15 protein-coding genes are annotated in these 16,024 nt (G+C 69.2%); 7 read left to right on the top strand and 8 right to left on the bottom strand.

The window, feature by feature from the left end; genetic code table 11:
* Window positions 1-51: 51 nt before the first annotated feature.
* The gene (locus ACIBO2_RS03295) at window positions 52-1,275 is read left to right on the top strand and encodes an acyl-CoA dehydrogenase family protein (RefSeq protein WP_397295109.1); all 1,224 of its coding nucleotides are present in this window, start codon (window positions 52-54) and stop codon (window positions 1,273-1,275) included.
* Window positions 1,276-1,400: 125 nt separating this feature from the next.
* Here the strand turns inward: ACIBO2_RS03295 and ACIBO2_RS03290 are convergent, their stop codons facing one another.
* Both ACIBO2_RS03290 and ACIBO2_RS03285 read right to left on the bottom strand, forming a co-directional pair.
* Window positions 1,401-2,276 (bottom strand): hypothetical protein, encoded by an 876-nt coding sequence (locus tag ACIBO2_RS03290; RefSeq protein WP_358536338.1) that lies wholly within the window; start codon window positions 2,274-2,276, stop codon window positions 1,401-1,403.
* Window positions 2,273-2,851 carry an RNA polymerase sigma factor gene (locus tag ACIBO2_RS03285; RefSeq protein ID WP_397295106.1) on the bottom strand — a complete coding sequence of 193 codons (579 nt, stop codon included), beginning with the start codon at window positions 2,849-2,851 and terminating at the stop codon, window positions 2,273-2,275. The genes ACIBO2_RS03290 and ACIBO2_RS03285 overlap by 4 nt, the downstream gene beginning before the upstream one ends.
* Window positions 2,852-3,036: 185 nt before the next feature.
* Here ACIBO2_RS03285 and ACIBO2_RS03280 point away from each other — a divergent pair, with 185 nt between their 5' ends.
* Complete coding sequence (locus ACIBO2_RS03280; RefSeq protein WP_397295104.1) at window positions 3,037-6,228, top strand: S8 family serine peptidase; 3,192 nt, start codon at window positions 3,037-3,039, stop codon at window positions 6,226-6,228.
* A gap of 162 nt (window positions 6,229-6,390) precedes the next feature.
* On the opposite strand, the gene ACIBO2_RS03275 is transcribed toward ACIBO2_RS03280, so the two are convergent.
* From ACIBO2_RS03275 to ACIBO2_RS03265, 3 genes are all read right to left on the bottom strand, one after another.
* Window positions 6,391-6,816, bottom strand: coding sequence for a hypothetical protein (locus ACIBO2_RS03275; RefSeq protein WP_358536329.1), 426 nt, complete (start codon window positions 6,814-6,816; stop codon window positions 6,391-6,393).
* Between the two features lie 330 nt (window positions 6,817-7,146).
* Window positions 7,147-7,452 carry a hypothetical protein gene (locus ACIBO2_RS03270; RefSeq protein ID WP_397295102.1) on the bottom strand — a complete coding sequence of 102 codons (306 nt, stop codon included), beginning with the start codon at window positions 7,450-7,452 and terminating at the stop codon, window positions 7,147-7,149.
* A gap of 417 nt (window positions 7,453-7,869) precedes the next feature.
* Window positions 7,870-8,613 carry a helix-turn-helix transcriptional regulator gene (locus ACIBO2_RS03265; protein ID WP_397295100.1) on the bottom strand — a complete coding sequence of 248 codons (744 nt, stop codon included), beginning with the start codon at window positions 8,611-8,613 and terminating at the stop codon, window positions 7,870-7,872.
* A 119-nt stretch (window positions 8,614-8,732) separates the two neighbouring features.
* Here ACIBO2_RS03265 and ACIBO2_RS03260 point away from each other — a divergent pair, with 119 nt between their 5' ends.
* Entirely contained in the window at window positions 8,733-9,254 is a 522-nt protein-coding gene (locus tag ACIBO2_RS03260; protein WP_357941929.1) for a DUF2231 domain-containing protein, read from the top strand.
* A 57-nt stretch (window positions 9,255-9,311) separates the two neighbouring features.
* Window positions 9,312-9,737: a hypothetical protein gene (locus tag ACIBO2_RS03255; protein ID WP_358536302.1), complete on the top strand. Its 426-nt coding sequence runs from the start codon at window positions 9,312-9,314 to the stop codon at window positions 9,735-9,737.
* A 135-nt stretch (window positions 9,738-9,872) separates the two neighbouring features.
* On the opposite strand, the gene ACIBO2_RS03250 is transcribed toward ACIBO2_RS03255, so the two are convergent.
* Window positions 9,873-11,423 carry a carboxylesterase family protein gene (locus tag ACIBO2_RS03250; protein WP_358536299.1) on the bottom strand — a complete coding sequence of 517 codons (1,551 nt, stop codon included), beginning with the start codon at window positions 11,421-11,423 and terminating at the stop codon, window positions 9,873-9,875.
* A gap of 405 nt (window positions 11,424-11,828) precedes the next feature.
* On the opposite strand from ACIBO2_RS03250, the gene ACIBO2_RS03245 reads away from it, so the two are divergent.
* The gene (locus ACIBO2_RS03245; protein WP_225290036.1) at window positions 11,829-12,275 is read left to right on the top strand and encodes a DUF2690 domain-containing protein; all 447 of its coding nucleotides are present in this window, start codon (window positions 11,829-11,831) and stop codon (window positions 12,273-12,275) included.
* 491 nt (window positions 12,276-12,766) lie between these two features.
* Here ACIBO2_RS03245 and ACIBO2_RS03240 read toward each other — a convergent pair whose 3' ends face one another.
* Both ACIBO2_RS03240 and ACIBO2_RS03235 read right to left on the bottom strand, forming a co-directional pair.
* Entirely contained in the window at window positions 12,767-13,066 is a 300-nt protein-coding gene (locus tag ACIBO2_RS03240; protein ID WP_358536296.1) for a hypothetical protein, read from the bottom strand.
* A 319-nt stretch (window positions 13,067-13,385) separates the two neighbouring features.
* Complete coding sequence (locus tag ACIBO2_RS03235; RefSeq protein WP_358536294.1) at window positions 13,386-13,850, bottom strand: hypothetical protein; 465 nt, start codon at window positions 13,848-13,850, stop codon at window positions 13,386-13,388.
* A 332-nt stretch (window positions 13,851-14,182) separates the two neighbouring features.
* On the opposite strand from ACIBO2_RS03235, the gene ACIBO2_RS03230 reads away from it, so the two are divergent.
* Together ACIBO2_RS03230 and ACIBO2_RS03225 are read left to right on the top strand one after the other, a co-directional pair.
* On the top strand, window positions 14,183-15,451 hold the full coding sequence (locus ACIBO2_RS03230) for a helix-turn-helix domain-containing protein (protein WP_397295096.1): 1,269 nt from the start codon (window positions 14,183-14,185) through the stop codon (window positions 15,449-15,451).
* Window positions 15,448-15,981, top strand: a complete 534-nt coding sequence (locus tag ACIBO2_RS03225) for an NUDIX domain-containing protein (RefSeq protein WP_397295094.1) — start codon at window positions 15,448-15,450, stop codon at window positions 15,979-15,981. Before ACIBO2_RS03230 ends, ACIBO2_RS03225 begins: the two co-directional genes overlap by 4 nt.
* Window positions 15,982-16,024 lie beyond the last annotated feature (43 nt).

Raw genomic sequence — 16,024 nt, 5'->3', positions numbered from 1 at the left:
CCACCCGGCGTCCGGCCCATCCGCCGGCCGGACATCCCCCGAAGGAGCACCATGGCCATCGACTTCACCCTCGCCCCCGAGCACGAGAAGATCCGCGACCGGGTCCGGGCCTTCATCCAGGGCACGGTCATCCCGGCCGTCGAGGAGGTGCCGGAGAGCGACCGCGACGCCTACCTCCGGACGATCTTCCGGCTGCGCGAGAAGGCCAAGGCCGAAGGGCTGTGGCTGCCGCACATGCCGAAGGAGTGGGGCGGCATGGGGCTCGGCCACGTCGAGCTGGCCATGGTGCAGTCGGAGGCGGCCAAGACCCGGCTCGGGCCGTGGGTGCTCAACTGCATGGCGCCCGACGAGGGCAACATGCACACGCTGCTGCACTGGGCGAGCGACGCGCAGAAGGAGAAATACCTGCGTCCTCTGCTTGAGGGGAGCAAGATGTCGTGCTTCGCGATGACCGAGCCGGAGGTCGCCGGCTCCGACCCCACGCTCATCCGCACCCAGGCGGTCAAAGACGGCGACGAGTGGGTGATCAACGGCCACAAGTGGTTCATCTCCAACGCCCGCCGGGCGGGCTTCGCCATCCTCATCGCCAGGACCGAACTCGACCTGCCCGAAGGGGCGCGGGGCGCCAACACGGCCTTCCTCGTCGACCTGCCCTCGCCGGGCTGGAACGACATCCGCGAGGTCGAGACCATGCACGGCTCGACGGGCCACAGCGAGATCGTCGTCACCGACCTGCGGGTGCCCGACGACCAGGTGCTCGGCGGGCGGGGCAACGGCCACCGCCTCGGCCAATACCGCCTGGGCCCGGCGCGGCTGGCCCACTGCATGCGCTGGATCTCGCAGGCGGAGACGGCGCTCGACATGATGGTCGGCCGCGCGCTCAACAGATACAGCCACGGCTCCGTGCTCGCCGACAAGCAGGGGGTGCAGTGGCTCATCGCCGACTCGGCCATGGAGCTTTATCAGTGCAAGCTGATGGTGCTGCACGCCGCGTACAAGATCGACAAGGGCGAGGACTTCCGTACGGAGGTGTCGATGGCCAAGCACTTTGTCGCCAACAGCCTCAACCGCATCATCGACCGGGCGATCCAGGTGCACGGCGCACTCGGCTACTCAACCGACACCCCGTTGGCCAGCATGTTCCAGCACGCCCGCTGGGCCAGGTTCGCCGACGGGGCCGACGAGATCCACCAGATGCGCATCGCCGAACGGACCATCGCCGCCTACCGCGACACAGGCTCCACCGCCGCGGCCACCGGCGGCCTCCCTCTCTGACCCACTGTCAGGGGCAGCCGGCGCGAAACCGCCACATCGCCTCGGGCGATGGGAAGAGGGCTGCTGCCCGGCGCCCGTGCGGGCGGCAGCCCTCGTACCCCCGGTTCGGGCGGCGGCTCGCGGGCCTACGAGGTCGGGCAGTTCTCGCCCCGGCTGCCTCCTGGCTCCTGCGGCTCGGACCCCTCGTACACGCTCAGGGTCGCCTTGCCCGGCTCTGTCATGGAGCCGTTCTCCACCAGCCACGAGTCCGGCACCGACTGCTTCGTTCCGCCGGTTATGGGGTCCATGTCCTCGAAATTCTGGATGGTCACGCCGCGCTCCTGCAGCATGCCGCGCACCTCGGCCACGGTCCGTCCGATGTAGGGCAGGCAGTGCAGCGGCTCGCCCAGGCCGTCGATCGTGGTGCCGTTCTCGAACGGCTCGCCGGGCCGGGCCTCGCGCCCGAGCGTGATCTCGGCGGGTCCCTGGAAGTTCTCCGGGATCTTCACCCCGATGGGGCAGCCGCCCATCTTGTCGCAGGTCCCCGGCTGGTCGATGGTCTTGATCTCGTCGAGGTACCGGTGATCGGTGAGCGAGGTGGGGAAGATGGAGCCCACCCACGACGGCGTCGAGGGGATGACCCTGAGGGTCACGTTCAGCCCGGCGTCACGGAGCTGCGCCTGGTACGTGCCGGCGTCGGCGTACAGGTCCTTGATCTCGATGACGTAGTAGCCGTCCTCCTTCTTGATGTCGAGCGCCGCGGCCGTCCCGGGCCCGAGGCCGAGCCCGGTGGGCAAGAGCCAGCTCAGAGCGAGGAACGCGGCGGCCAGCAGGGCCACGCCCGGCACCGCGGCGCGCAGGACCAGCGGCCGGCGCGCGCGCCGCCCTGCCGGTGCGACGGCCCTGGCTGTGGCGGGCTCGGCGGCCATGATGTCGCGCATGAGCTCGTGGGCCGCCTCGGTCATGCCGGGCCCGGCGCCAGGAGACAGGTGGGCGACCACGCGGTCCACGCTGTTCTTCATGATTTTCCCTCCGCGAGTGCGACGGCGCGCAGGCCGTAGGTGGTCAGGTCGAGGTCGGCGGCCGCCAGTTCCTTGGCCAGCCGCTGGCGGGCGCGGTGCAGGCGCAGCCGCGCCGCTCCGCGCGAGCAGCCGAGCACCTTGGCGATCTCGGCGCTGCTCAGCCCTTCCCAGCCGACCAGGGCGAGCAGTTCCCGGTCGTCGGGCGACAGGCGCATGAACGCCTGGCGGGTGGCCTCGCCGTACCGCTCGGCCACCGGCCTGGACCAGGTGGACAGCTCCTCGCGCAGCCGCGCGGCCAGCGCCGATCGGCGCTCCTCGGCGCGGAAGTGGTTGGCGAGGACCCGCCGGGCGACGGCGTACAGCCACAGCCGGGCCTCGTCCCCCGCGGGAATGTCGTCCAGCCGGCGCCAGGCGGTCGTGAACGTCTCGGCGATCACGTCGGCGATGTCGTCCGTGGACTCGGTACGTCGCGCCACATAGGCGGCGATGGCGGGATAGTGCGCCAGGTAGAGCTGCTCGAAGCGTTGCTCCGGCGCCGGGGGCCCGATGTCGCCTTCTCTCCGTTGTTTGGACACACCTCAGCAAATGTCCGGCTTAACGGCCCTGTTTCACAACAAAGCCTATTTTCCCGAAAGGCTCAGTTTTCACCCGAGACTCGGTAACACCCTGCCGTATCCGGACATTTGCTCATGCGTTGCCGCTGGACGTACCTGAGCGTCGTCGGCGGCGATCGGTCATGCAGCCGATGGAGAGGAAACGCATGAGGTTAGGCAAGGGCCTGCTGGCCGCCATCCTGGCGGTAACGGCCGGCGTCACGACCGCCCCGGCACCCGCCGCCGCGACGCCGGCCCCGACCCCGGGAGTCGCGAGGCAAGAAGGCGCGACGAACCGGCCGACCGGCACGGTGACGCTGATCACCGGCGACCGCGTCGTCGTCACCGCCGCCGGGCATCGGGTGGAGCTGGGAGCGGGCAGGCAGGCGCACTACAGCAGCCAGTACCGCGACGGCCATCTGTACGTCTACCCGTCCGACGCCCATCCGCTGGTGGCCAAGGGCGTTCTGGACGAGCGGCTGTTCGACGTCACGCAGCTCCTGGCCTGGGGGTACGGCGACGCGAAGCGGAGCGACATCCCGCTGATCACGCAGTCGACCAAGGGGGATGTGCCCGCGCTCCGGAGCGCTCGCCAGGACCGGCGGCTGTCCTCCCTCGGCATGTCCGCCGAGGAGGTGCCCAAGAAGAGCGCCGCCGAGACGTGGAAGGGCATAACGGACGGCGTCCAGACTCTGACCGCCGGCCGGACGAAGATCTGGCTGGACGGCCACCGCTCCTTCACCCTCGACCAGAGCGTCAAGCAGATCGGCGCCACCGAGGCGTGGAAGCAGGGCTTCACCGGCGAGGGCGTCACGGTCGCCGTGCTCGACAGCGGCTACGACCCCACGCATCCCGACCTGAAGGACGTCGTCACGCAGGCACGCGACTTCACCGGTCGCGATGACATCCGCGACAGGAACGGGCACGGCACGCACGTCGCGTCGATCGTCGCGGGAGCGGGAGAGAAACAGCGCGGTGTGGCGCCCGGCGCGAAACTCGTCATCGGCAAGGTCGGCGACTTCGTGATGCGGGAATCCGACATCGTCGCCGGCATGGAGTGGGCCGCGGCCGAGGTCAAGGCCAAGGTCATCAACATGAGCATCGGCGGCCCGGACACGATCGACGTGGACCCGGTCGAGCAGGCGGTCAACACGCTGTCGGAGCGTACCGGCGCGCTCTTCGTCGTGGCCGCGGGCAACGACGCCAAGCCCGGTTCGGTCTTGAGCCCCGGCAGCGCGGACGCCGCCCTCACGGTCGGCGCCGTCGGCCGGGACGACAAGGTGGCCGACTTCTCCAGCAAGGGCCCCCGGCTCAACGACCACGCCATCAAGCCGGACCTCACCGCCCCCGGCGTCGCCATCAAGGCCGCCAACGCCAATGGCGGTGCCGACGCCCCGTACGTCGCCATGAGCGGTACCTCGATGGCCGCACCCCACGTGGCGGGAGCCGCCGCGATCCTCGCCCAGCGCCATCCCGACTGGAGCGGACAGCGGCTCAAGGCGGCCCTCATCGGCAGCGCCGCCCCCAACGGGAGCGCCAAAATCTATGAGGAGGGCGCCGGACGCGTGGACGTGGCCCGTGCGGTCTCCCAGCAGGTGGCCGCGACGACCGGCAACGTCTGGGCCTCCTTCCCCTGGAACGGCACCGGCGAGCGCGTGGCGACCAAGACGCTCACGTACGCCAACTCCGGCAACACCCCGCTCAGCCTGGACCTCGCCGCGGACGGCGAAGGGCTGGAGCTGGGTTCCAAGCGGCTGGAGGTGCCCGCCAAGGGCGAGGCGTCGGTCGAGCTGACGATCCGCGCGGAGGGCAAGGCGCCCGGGGACTATCCCGGCATCGTCACCGCCAAGTCGGGCGATACCGTCGTGCGCACGCTCGCGGGCGCGTACGTGGAGCCCGAGACCCACACCCTGACCGTCAAGACCATCGAGAGGGACGGCCAGACACCCCGCTCCGCCATGGGTTATCTCTACCAGCTCGAGACCGATACCCAGAACACGCTCTCGTTCGACGACCAAGGCGTCGCAAGAGTACGGGTACCCAAGGGCGAGTGGAACCTCTACGTCAACGTGTTCAACTCGGACCAATCCACGACCGCGCATCGGCCCGTGACCATCGACGGCGCGGACCAGGAAGTGACGGTGGACGCGCGCCAGGGGAAGGAGATCACGTTCACGGTGGACGAGCCGACCGCCGTCCAGGACGGCAGTGAGGAGATCACCCTGGCCAACGGCTGGTTCGGTCAAGGCTGGTCCAGCTTCGGTGACGACGTCTACGCTGTGCCGGTGCGCCAGCCCGGCCTGAAGTACCTGGCCGGGAGCACCTGGCACAAGAAGGACGCCGCGCCGAGCCCGTACCGCTACGACCTGGTCGACTACCGCACCGGCGGAATTCCGGACGACCTGTCGTACACGGCGCGCACACGTGACCTGGTGAAGGTGAGCGCGACGTACCGGGCGCCCGGTGTGCCCGGCACGGCCGACGTGATGGCGGGGCCGCTAATCCCCGGCGGGTCCTGGGCAGGGGGCGCCTGGCTGTCCGGGAGCCCGAGCCTGAATCTGCCGGCCACTATGACGCACTACCGCACTCCCGGCTTCGCCTGGGCAACCAACATCACGACGGGCACCCACTGGGTGTCGGGCGTGAGCCAGGTGCTTGGCCGCCAGCCCGTCACCGAGCTGTGGAACGCCGCCGTGACCGGTCCCGCCTTCGGCACGTCCGCGGGCAGCCGCGACGGCGACTGGCTGAACTTCAACGTCGACGGCATCCTCGCCGACGGGCGGGCCGGACTGATGGGTGGCGACTACGACATCACCGGCACCATCGCCCTGGCCCGCGGCGAGGAGAAACTGGCCGAGACCGATCTGGCGACCTGCGAACCCGGATTCACGGAAAGTTGCCGGCTGGACGTCCGCCTGCCCGCCGAGCCGGCGACCTACACGCTGACCGCGTCGGCGCGGCGGCCGTCGGCGCTGTCCACGAAGGTCGAGTCGACCTGGACATTCCAGTCGCAGCGGACGGCCGAACCCCGGCCGCTGCCCCTGACCGCCGTCCGCTACGCCCCCGAGGGCCTGGACGACCACAACCGCGCCAAGCCCGGGTCCACGACCGTCGTCCCGGTGAGCCTCCACCGCAACCCCGGCGCCTCCGCGCCACACGCCACATCGATCACGCTTGAGGCGTCCTTCGACGACGGGGCGAACTGGCGGCCGGTCCGGCTGACCCACGCCGGCTCAGGATGGACGGCCCGGATCACGAACCCGGCCGCACCCGGGTTCGTCTCACTGCGCGCCAAGGTCACGGACGCGGCGGGTGACCGCGTGACACAGACCATCACCCGGGCGTACGCCATCGGGTGACGGATCCGCACTCCGGCCGCGCGGGCGCAAGTCTCCCGCGCGGCCGGCCGCGGCCCGGCGGTGAATGACCGGCACCGCCCCGTCACCGAGCGGGTCCTGCCCGAGGCCGGCGGCCTGGGCGCGGAGAAGGTCACCTTCTCCTACACCGACCTCGGCTTCGTCTTAGAAGGTGCGAGTGGTGACCCAGTTCGCCTGACTCGACGGATTATTCAGGTCGAACGTGGTCCCGGACAGGCGCCTGTCCGAGCCCAGCGAGCCGGTGTATCGGCCCCTGGCCCCGTTCGACCACCCAACGGTGAAGAAGATGTTCCGGCCTTCCACCGCGCCTTCTTCGATCGTCCCCACGGCGCCGGACCAGGAGGCGGTCCCGAAGAGCCTCCCGCTGCTGTCCTGTGTCACGTTCATCGTCACTGTGATCCCGCCGCTCTGAGTGAACTGCCACCTGCCATTGACGGAGAACTCGGGCGCCGCGACGGTCGCCGTCCGCGAAGCGGAGGACACGCCGGCGGCGCCGGCGGCAGGGGCCAGAGCGAGACCAACGCCACCCAGAACAAGAGCGAGGCCGGCCGTGGCAAGCTTGGTGCGCATGGGAGATCCCTTCGTCGATGTTCGATCGATCCGCTGAGCGGACCTGAGCGCTCCTCGGCGTCTTTTCTCGGTCGGGTGGCCTGACGCCTCGTGAGGGCACATCTGATGGTGCGCTGATGGCCAGCGCACCCGGCATCCCATGTTTTCGGGGGTTGACCTGGGCTATTGTCGCCAACAGCACCGGTATTGGCTGGTTAAGGTAGGCCCGCTCACCCCGTGACGGTCCGGATGAGCGCGGCGCTGTCGGCGAGGTCGGGAAAGACGACGTCCGCGCCCGCCGCCTTGAGGTCGGCAGGGCTGCTCTTGCCCGCCGATCTCCAGATCAAGGAGTCAGTTCAACCCGAAGATCCTCAGCTTGGCTTCCGCTGACGCCTTCGTGTTCCCCGTCAGGACGGACTGAGTGATGCCAGGTACGCGGCTCAGCGCCTGTAGCGCGTTGAGTGCGCCTGGCAGGAGGCGGCCCCGCAGGCGCATCTCATGCGCACGCTCCTCATAATCGCGCGCCTGGAGGTCGATGAACCTCTCGAAGTAATCATCAGAGCGCGGGATTCCATGTATGTCGAGCGTCTCGCCGAAGATGACCAGTTCGGTTCTCCCGCTGACCTCGGCCATGTCTTTCATGGGCGTGCCGGTCACCTCGGCGAAGGCGGCAGCAAAGACCTCCCCGTCCCACCCCGCCCGTTTCGATCAAGGTGTGATCGACGTCCCAGAGAACGAGCCGGTTCGTGAGCACGCGACCGCCCTTCCCGCTGATGGTGACACGCACGCTAAGGCTTACCGTGGAGAGCGGTGGTTCGGAATGTGCTGGTCCCGGACGTGCGAGAGGCCAAATGCCATGGGTTCGGCTGAGATCTCCATCGGAGAGCGGATCAGCGTCGCCCGCAACACCGACAGCGGATCCGCGCTGGGTGTCAGCAAACGCAGAACCTCCGGCACCAGCACGATTCCGGCGACGGTGCCACCACCATGCGGCTGATCGGGGAAAGCCGGGGCTGTTTCACACCTTCCGACGTTCCCCATGCGCGCAGGACGGGCAAGAGCCCTTCTCTGGTGTCAGCCGGTCTTGGGCGGGTCCTGTGACTGCGCGTGCTGCAGTTGGACGCAGCATTCACCGGGGTGTGGGGCCAGGACCGCCTGAACGGCCGTGGCTTGCAGTCCTTGCAGGTACCCGGTGAGGAAGGCGTGGTTCATGCCGCAGACGAGGTCGGGGGCCTGGGCGGAGAGGGGGTGAAAGGGGCAGTTGCGCAGCCGTAGCCGGTCGGGGGCCTGCCGGGTGGGTTCGAAACCGTGCTGGTCGAGCATGTGCTCGCACAGGGTCAGGCCGCGTTCGGCGCCGAGCCGGCCGGGGCGCAGGCGTGCGCGATCCTGCCCGCCGAGTTCGTGGCCGTGCTGCCTGGCGGTGCGTACGGCGGCGGTCGCGGCGCTCTCGTCGTCGCCTTCGGTCAGGACGGCTTGGAGGAGGAGGCCGGCCAGCAGTTCGTGGCGGCGTTCGGGGATGCTGACCTGGATGGGGCTGTCGGTCGGCTCGTAGACCTTGGGCTGCCGGCCGACCTTGCGCCCTCCGGCGGGGGACACGTACCGAGTGCGGAGCAGGCCGACGTCGACCAGCTTGTCCAGGTGGAACGCGGCGAGTTTGCGGGAGATGCCAACGCCGGCGGCTGCCTCCTCGCGTGTGACGGGCTGGCGGGCACGGCGGATGAAGGCGAAGATCTGCCGCCGGGTGCCCTCGCCGAGCACGCTGAGGGAATCGAGCGCGGCATCCGCCGGAGACGCCAGCTGGCTCATGTCGGAGGTCACGCGTTCATGGTAACGCCAGCATGCATTGCCAGACGATGGGTAGCAGCCTATTGAACGGCCCTACTTGACCGCCATCCCTAATAAGACCAAAATCCATTGGTGAAAAGGAGGTGGCCGTGATGACCCAGCCGCATCAAGCCAAGCAGCCGGTCAGCGCCGCGCTCGCCGGCCCGTACGGGCACCCGTTCCATCCCATGCTGGTCACGATCCCGATCGGCGCCTGGGCGGCCAGCCTGGTCTTCGACATCGCCTCACAGCTCGTGGCGGACCCACGCTTCCTGTCCCAGGGGGCGATGTGGCTGATCGCGGTCGGCGTGATCGGCGCTCTGGGCGCGGCCATGGCAGGATTCCTGGACCTGTTCGCCATCCCCGCGGGCACGCGCGCGTTCCGGCTGGCGCTCACCCACATGACCCTGAACCTGCTGGTGACCGCCGCCTACCTCGGCAATTTCCTGTGGCGGCACTCCGAGACCGTCACCGGCAGCGTCCCCGCCGGGCCGCTCACGCTCAACGCCGCCGCCTTCCTGACCTTGGCCGTGTCGGGATGGCTGGGCGGCAAGCTCTCCTACCGCTACGGCGTCCGCGTGGCCGACGAGACGACGCAGGCCGAAGGGTTCATATCCGCCGGCCGTACCCACTGACACTCCGCACCGGCTGCCGCACCGTCCCGGTGCGGCCATGATCAATCTGGAGTTCCCATGAACATCGCCGCACTGATCACCTGGGTGATCACCGCTCTTGGCGGTTTCTACATGCTCGGCACCTGGCTCTCGCGCGGCGGCGCCCGCGGCGGCAGCCACCTCCCGGTCCCGGTGATCTTCGGCCATTTCGCGCTGGCCGCCGTCGGCCTCGTCGTCTGGATCGTCTACCTCATCGCCGACCTGGATGCGCTGGCCTGGATCGCCTTCGTCCTGCTGGTGCCCGTCGCCCTGCTCGGGTTCGTCATGCTGAGCCGGTGGATCCCGGTACACCGTGCCCGCGCCACCACCGCACCAGCGGCAGGCGAGCACACCGCCCCCGCCGAGCGGCACTTCCCGGTCGCCGTGGTCGGCGCACACGGGCTGTTCGCTGTCGTGACCGTAGTCCTGGTCCTGCTCTCCGCCCTGGGCGTCGGCGGCAGCTGACATTCCCCAGCGTTCCACCGCCTTTCCCCAGCCGACACCGTCGGCCTCGCGGGAGGTATCGTGCCGCTGCCCACATCACACCCGCACGCCTCCGGCGCGCACCGCGCACGCCGGAGGCCGGGGCCGTGCTGACGGTCAGCTCGGGTTGAGATCGTTCTTCCAGATTTCCCGCTCGTCGCGGCGCGGGTCGTGGACGATGACGTTGTCCGGCATGTTGTCGCGGTAGAAGGTCATCACCGGGCGTTCGGTGGTGTTGTAGGGGGCCCACTGGCCGAGGTCGCCGGTCTTGACGAACTCGACCCAGCGTCCGTGCAGGGCGTCCGCCAGTTCCTGGGGCGGGTTCGGACCGGTGAACTCCGCGCTGTGGGGATTGTCGAGCGTGTCCCACACGAAGGGGAGCGGAAGGCTGTGGCAGGCGCCGAGCTTGACGCGGAGGGTGTTGGGCGTGGTGGGTGACCGCCAGCCGAACTCGAAGACGTGGGTGGTGGCAGGCGCGTCGCCGCGAGCCTCGGCGATGCGGTAGGTGGGGATGCGGAACATGCGGTCGGTCAGCGTCGCGCAGGCGATGCCGGAGGGGGCGTTGCGCGCGTACGGCTCGACGCTGGTATCGGCGTAGCGGTCGTAGAAGCCGGCCGGGGCACCGTAGACCTCGGTCCTGGTCCTGAACGGCGCCGCACCGGGCCAGCCCACCATGGCGGTGGGAACGACGAAGGCCCTGAACTCCTCGATCGTGGTGCCGATCAGCAGCGGCACGTCACCGCCACAGCCGTCGGCGATGGCGTCGATCGGCAGTCGCGGAACCACCTCGCCGTCGACCACCGGCATGAACGACATGCCGCACGAGGCGATGGTGCTCGCCCCGTACCGCGCGGGGTCGGCGCCGGAAGTGACGTCATCGCTCACCTCGGCCTGCGCCGTTATCAAGGCGGCGGTGTCCACTGCGGCGAGCGCCTGGGCGGTCGGCGCCACACCCAGCCGGGTGGCGACGGCGGCGGTGACAAGGGCGGCGTCCTGGAGGGTCTGGCCGATGTGCGCGGTGCCGCTTTCGACAATGGCCTGGTGGAACAGCTCCCGGTCGAGGGAGAGCAGGGTCAGCACGCTCATCGCGCCGGCGGACTCGCCTGCCACGGTGACGTTGCCCGGGTCGCCGCCGAAGCCGGCGATGTTGTCCCGCACCCACTCCAACGCGAAGATCTGGTCGAGCAGGCCGCGGTTGGCCGGGACGGCAGCGTCTTCGATGTAGGCGAAGCCGTCCATCCCGAGGCGGTAGTTGATGGTGACGCAGACGACGCCGTCGCGGGCGAAGGTGGCGCCGTCGTAGGTCGTCACCGCGGAGGAACCGGTGGTGAACGCGCCGCCGTGGATCCACACCAGCACCGGCATCGCGGCATCGGAGCCGGCGGCGCTGGTCCACACGTTCAGGTTGAGGTAACCGTCCCCGGGGATGACCGGGTTGTGGAACAGCTCGCCGAGCTTGCCCTTGAGCGGCGGCTGCGGCGGGGTCGGTCCGAACTCGTGAGCGGGCAACGGCGCACTCCACGTATCGGGCGGCACGGGCGCGCCGAACCTGTTCGGCCCGACGGGAGCGGCGGCATAGGGGATCCCGCGGAAGGACGTGATCCCGTTTTCGATCAGCCCCGATACCGGGCCATAGGCGGTCGAGACCTCAACGGTGGTGGGTGACATGACACTCCTCGGCCGGGACAAGGCGGTGCACACTCACACAGGGCCGGCCGTCCCCCGGAGCACCGTCCAGGCCGCCAGCTGCGGCCCGTCACCTTATCGTTACCCAAAGTGATGTCCCTTCATCTCATTGCCGGGTGACGGAGACCTCGTCGCTGCGGGCGGCGCCCTGTGGCCACCCCCCATCGGCCTGGGCTATTTGTCCAAACCGGACGTCTGGACAATGTTTGGACGGCTATCCGGCGGATGTCCGTTGCCGCCGTTCGAGGCGCCCGGCATAGTCGGAGCTGCTCTCGCCTCCCCCGCCTATCGGGAAGTCTCCCTCCTTCCAGAGATCATCTCTCGCGGAGAGATAAGGGCGAGAAATTGAGTTCACACCCCGGGCCTCTCACAAAGGAGTCGACCAATATGAAGATCCACGTAGCAGCGGCTGCGGTGTCCGTAGCGACGATTGGCACGCTCTTGCTGACCACGGGCCCAGCGAGTGCCCACACGTACGACGGAAAGGACCCCTACAGAAGCGGGTGCGCCAACAGCAAGGTCTACACCGGGAAGAAGGCCTCGCTGAGCAACGAGATCGATGACACCCTGGGCACGATCCGGCTGTATTACTCCCGTCGTTGCGGCACCAACTGGGGCGAGGTGACGGTGCCCAAGAACGCGACCGGCCATATCACCGTCTTCACCAGCCGCAAGAACATCTCCTTCACCTACCGCGCCGGGAACGGCGGGCACCACTGGGGCGACATGGTCTACGCGCCAAGCGGCGTCTGCGCCCAGGCCACGGGCAGCGTGACGGCCGGAATCGGCCGCGTCAACAAGGGCAGCGGCACCACTGCGAAGGCCTGCGGCTGATTTGTGATCGCCCCATCAGCCGCCTGCACCCTGGCGCAACGGCCGAGCTTGGGCAGCTTGGCGTCCTACTCCCGAGCCGCGGCCAGGGTCGCTTGGTCCCGTCACCGCCCCACTCGCGCTCCATCGTGCCGCATGCCGCTCAGCACCTGACCACTTCCGCGCCGCCCAACGCCAACGACGCTGACCAGCAACTCCGTCCCGGTGTTCGTCGGTGCGGAGAGACGAACCTAGTAAAACCTCCGCTTTCGGTGGGGGGGTTATGCGGCGTGGCATGGGCACGCATCGGCGCTGGGATCGGGGCGCGGCGTGAGATGGTCAGAACCGCCAGGTTGCGCCAGCCCGGCAGGTGAGTGATCGTCTGCGCCTATCTCGGCCCACATGACCTTCCCGCCACACGGGGAGGGGTAGGTGCCCCAGCGGCGCGCCAGGGCGCCTACGGCGCTCATGTGGGGGTCCGGTGGGGTGGTGTCTGGCGGGGTGGGGTCGGTGTCTCACACGTCGATGATCAGGGCGTCTGCGCGGCGGTGGACCCGGATACTCACGGCGGCGATGGTGGCGCAGTCGATGTCGGAGTATCGGGGATTGGGGTCGGGGTGGCCGGTGTTCTCGACGGCGCGGGCGAGCAGGTGGCCAGCGGTCCGTTCGGCAGGGCGTTCGAGGTAGGGCAGGCCCCACACTCGGGCGCTGATGCGGGCGACTTGCGCGCCGAGGGTGATCGCGGTGTGCAGCGCCAACAGGGTGACCTCGGAGGCGCGCACGGTGGGCGGCACGGGCGCGAACCGGTCGCTCATGAGGCCCCGTGATCCTCGGTGGGCAATAGGAACGGTTCGGCGTCGCGGAGGTAGTGCGCGAGCGTCGGTTGGACAGTGCAGACTCGCCGCGCCCCCCGGGGCCACCATCGCCGCAGGAATCCGGGGCGGCACAACCGGCACCTCCCGCGCGGGTCGACGCGGTGCCGGGCGTTGATCCCCAGCAAGGCACCGGCCAGCCGTAGGAGCCACCGTTCGGCGGTGGCTTGGTCCACAACGATCGCGGGAACCTCCGCCGCGATCACCTGACCGAGCAACTCTTTCAGCCGCCGGTCATGGACCTCATGGACAGGTGCCGGGGTCATTGCGTGGCCTCGGTGGTGTGGGACATCACCAAGACATCAGCGCCGGTCTCTATCTCGATCAGGGCGCGCATGGCCTGATAGATGCCGTCGAACTCCGACAGATGCTCCGGAGCGGGGATCACCACGGTGCTGATGTCGGGGCGGCACAGCGCTTGGAGAAGCTCACCAAACGCCGATCGCCGGTAGGGGTGCGGGTGCTCGGTGTAGATGTCGACCAGGTCCAGCCCTGACCGCGCCGCGAACCCTCGCAGGCGCGCGGTGATCTGCTCGCTGGCGGCGGTGTCGGTGTCGGGTCGAAGCCGCACGTACCCCACCGCCCGGCGTCGTGCTGTTGGTGGGAGGGCCGATCCGGGCAGCGGTCCCGGATGCGTGACCGGACCGGCCCAGACGATGGGGCGGCCCGAGGCCGCCAGGTAGTTCCAGCCGATCACCGGCTCTGGTGCTGCGTGTTGTGTGGTCACGGTGTGCCTTTCGCTGGTCGGCTGGAGGTGCTCCCACAGTGACCAGCAACCCGCACATGCGGCCATGACCAATAACGCATATGGATATGCGCCCCAGCGAATACCTGGATTCGCAACGTGATCGCGTGGTTACATTCGGGGTGCAGGGATCTCCGATGTGGCGGTGAGTCCAGATGACCGACACGCAGGCGCGGCGCTGCCGCTGCGGGACACGCCTAGCGCGCGACAACACCAGCGGCCGGTGCGCGGCATGCACCACGGGCGCACGTGAGGCGACTGGTACGCCCGCCGGGCCGCCGAGGGCGCCGCCGGAGTTCTGGACCCATCCCAGCATGCGCTCAGCGCTCGACCAGTGGCACATGGGCAAGGTCATCGCAGCCTATCGCGCCCACCCGCACCACGACCGCCCCCTACGACAGGAAACGGTGGCAGCGTGGGTGGGCATCACCCAACCCCAGCTGTCCAGGATTGAGAACGGCCCGCCGATAACCGACTTGGGCAGGCTCACACAGTGGGCGCGACTGCTGCACATCCCGGCTGACCGGTTGTGGTTTCAGGTACCGCAGCAGCGCGCAGCGCGCCCACCAGCGCATGCCTCAGCCCCGGCCGCGGAACCGCCCCCGGTCCCTGTTCCGGTTTCGGCGCGGGCCACCGTCTCGGGGCCCGGTGAGGATGCGGCGGCGGCAGTGGCGGCGTGGCGGGCGGTGGACGCCCAAATTGGCGGCGCTCACCTGTACGCGACCGTCGCCACCTACCTACGCGACCACCTCAGTCTCCGCATGTTCGGCGGTGAGGGGACGCAGGTGTTCACCGCGGCGGCAGCACTCACAGAAATGGCCGGGTGGATGGCGCATGACGCCGGAGACGACGACCGCGCCGGGCGGCATTTCGCGCGGGCGCGAGACCTGTCCGGCGTGGGCGACGACCCCCATTTGAGGGTTCACGTGCTCGCGAGCCTGGCCCACCTCGCGCACCATCGCGCCCACCCCGATGACGCAATCGGCTACGCCGCTCAGGGACAGCGCGAGTTGACGGCGGGGCCGGCTCACCCCGAACTGGCCGCGCGGCTGTGGGCGTTGCAGGCTCGCGGGCACGCCGCCGCAGGACGATCACGGGAAACGCGCGCACTGTTGGGCCGCGCTGAGACCGCCCTGCAGGGCAGCCACAGCGCGGCCCCGTCGCCCTGGGTGTCACCGTTTGATGCTGCGTCCCTCGCCGGAGACGCGGCCCGGTGCATGCGGCAGCTCGGCGACCTACTCGCAGCCCAGCGCCACGCCCAGCGAGTTCTAGAGCTACGGCCGGCCGGCCGCACCCGCTCCCGCGCGTTCGGGCACCTCACCCTGGCCGGTGTGCTCATCGAACGCGGCGCGTTGGACCAGGCGTGTGCAGTCGCGACCGATGTTCTTTATACCACCGGGTCGCTAGGCTCGTATCTGGTGATTCAGCAACTACGCGATCTGCGCGACCAGCTTCAGCCGCATCGCGCCACCGCATGCGCGCGGGGCTTCCTCGACCACCTGGCCGAGGCGCTGCGGCAGCGTGAATGGCTCTACCAGCTCACCACCGACACCACACAGTCAAGGACCAGCCCAACCCCATGACCGAGCCCGACACCCGGCCGCTCTACGAACGCGATCCCGCCGCCTACCGCGCGCATCTGACCGAGGGCAACGCCCGCCAGGCCCGCAAGCGCGTGGGGGTAGATGCCCTCATTTGTGATGATCATGGCCGTGTGCTGCTCGTCGACCCCACCTACAAACCCAATTGGGATCTCCCCGGTGGCATGGCCGAAGCCAACGAACCACCGCTTGATGCCCTCCGCCGAGAACTGACCGAAGAACTCAGCCTCCACCTCCCGGAGGACATGGCGTTGGTGTGTGTTGACTGGGTGCCACCACACGGCCCATGGGACGACTCGGTGATGTTCATCTTCAACGCCGGAATCCTCACCGCCGGCCAAACCGCCGCGCTACGCCTTGCCGATACCGAGTTGGGCGCGTTCGAGTTCTGCACTCCCGACCAAGCGCGGAAGCGGCTCCGGCCGTACATGTGGGCACGCCTACAGGCCGCGATCACCGCCGCTGACGCTGACACTGTCGCGTACCTGCACAACGGCCGCCCCGTTAGCTAGTCTGCGCAGCGCTTGGCGGTATTGAAGGGAACCTACGCCCGCC

The sequence above is a fragment of the Nonomuraea sp. NPDC050022 genome (assembly GCF_044460705.1).
Lineage (GTDB): Bacteria > Actinomycetota > Actinomycetes > Streptosporangiales > Streptosporangiaceae > Nonomuraea.
Note: the sequence above shows the minus strand (reverse complement) of the source record. Positions and strands in the feature narration are given on the sequence as shown.

Bases quoted from the DNA above. Each gene is read 5' to 3' on its own strand.
- ACIBO2_RS03225 (WP_397295094.1), top strand. From the start codon at position 15,448: ATGACCGAGCCCGACACCCGGCCGCTCTACGAACGCGATCCCGCCGCC.
- ACIBO2_RS03245 (WP_225290036.1), top strand. From the start codon at position 11,829: ATGAAGATCCACGTAGCAGCGGCTGCGGTGTCCGTAGCGACGATTGGC.
- ACIBO2_RS03280 (WP_397295104.1), top strand. From the start codon at position 3,037: ATGAGGTTAGGCAAGGGCCTGCTGGCCGCCATCCTGGCGGTAACGGCC.
- ACIBO2_RS03260 (WP_357941929.1), top strand. From the start codon at position 8,733: ATGACCCAGCCGCATCAAGCCAAGCAGCCGGTCAGCGCCGCGCTCGCC.
- ACIBO2_RS03250 (WP_358536299.1), bottom strand. From the start codon at position 11,423: ATGTCACCCACCACCGTTGAGGTCTCGACCGCCTATGGCCCGGTATCG.
- ACIBO2_RS03295 (WP_397295109.1), top strand. From the start codon at position 52: ATGGCCATCGACTTCACCCTCGCCCCCGAGCACGAGAAGATCCGCGAC.
- ACIBO2_RS03275 (WP_358536329.1), bottom strand. From the start codon at position 6,816: ATGCGCACCAAGCTTGCCACGGCCGGCCTCGCTCTTGTTCTGGGTGGC.
- ACIBO2_RS03255 (WP_358536302.1), top strand. From the start codon at position 9,312: ATGAACATCGCCGCACTGATCACCTGGGTGATCACCGCTCTTGGCGGT.
- ACIBO2_RS03240 (WP_358536296.1), bottom strand. From the start codon at position 13,066: ATGAGCGACCGGTTCGCGCCCGTGCCGCCCACCGTGCGCGCCTCCGAG.
- ACIBO2_RS03290 (WP_358536338.1), bottom strand. From the start codon at position 2,276: ATGAAGAACAGCGTGGACCGCGTGGTCGCCCACCTGTCTCCTGGCGCC.
- ACIBO2_RS03230 (WP_397295096.1), top strand. From the start codon at position 14,183: ATGCGCTCAGCGCTCGACCAGTGGCACATGGGCAAGGTCATCGCAGCC.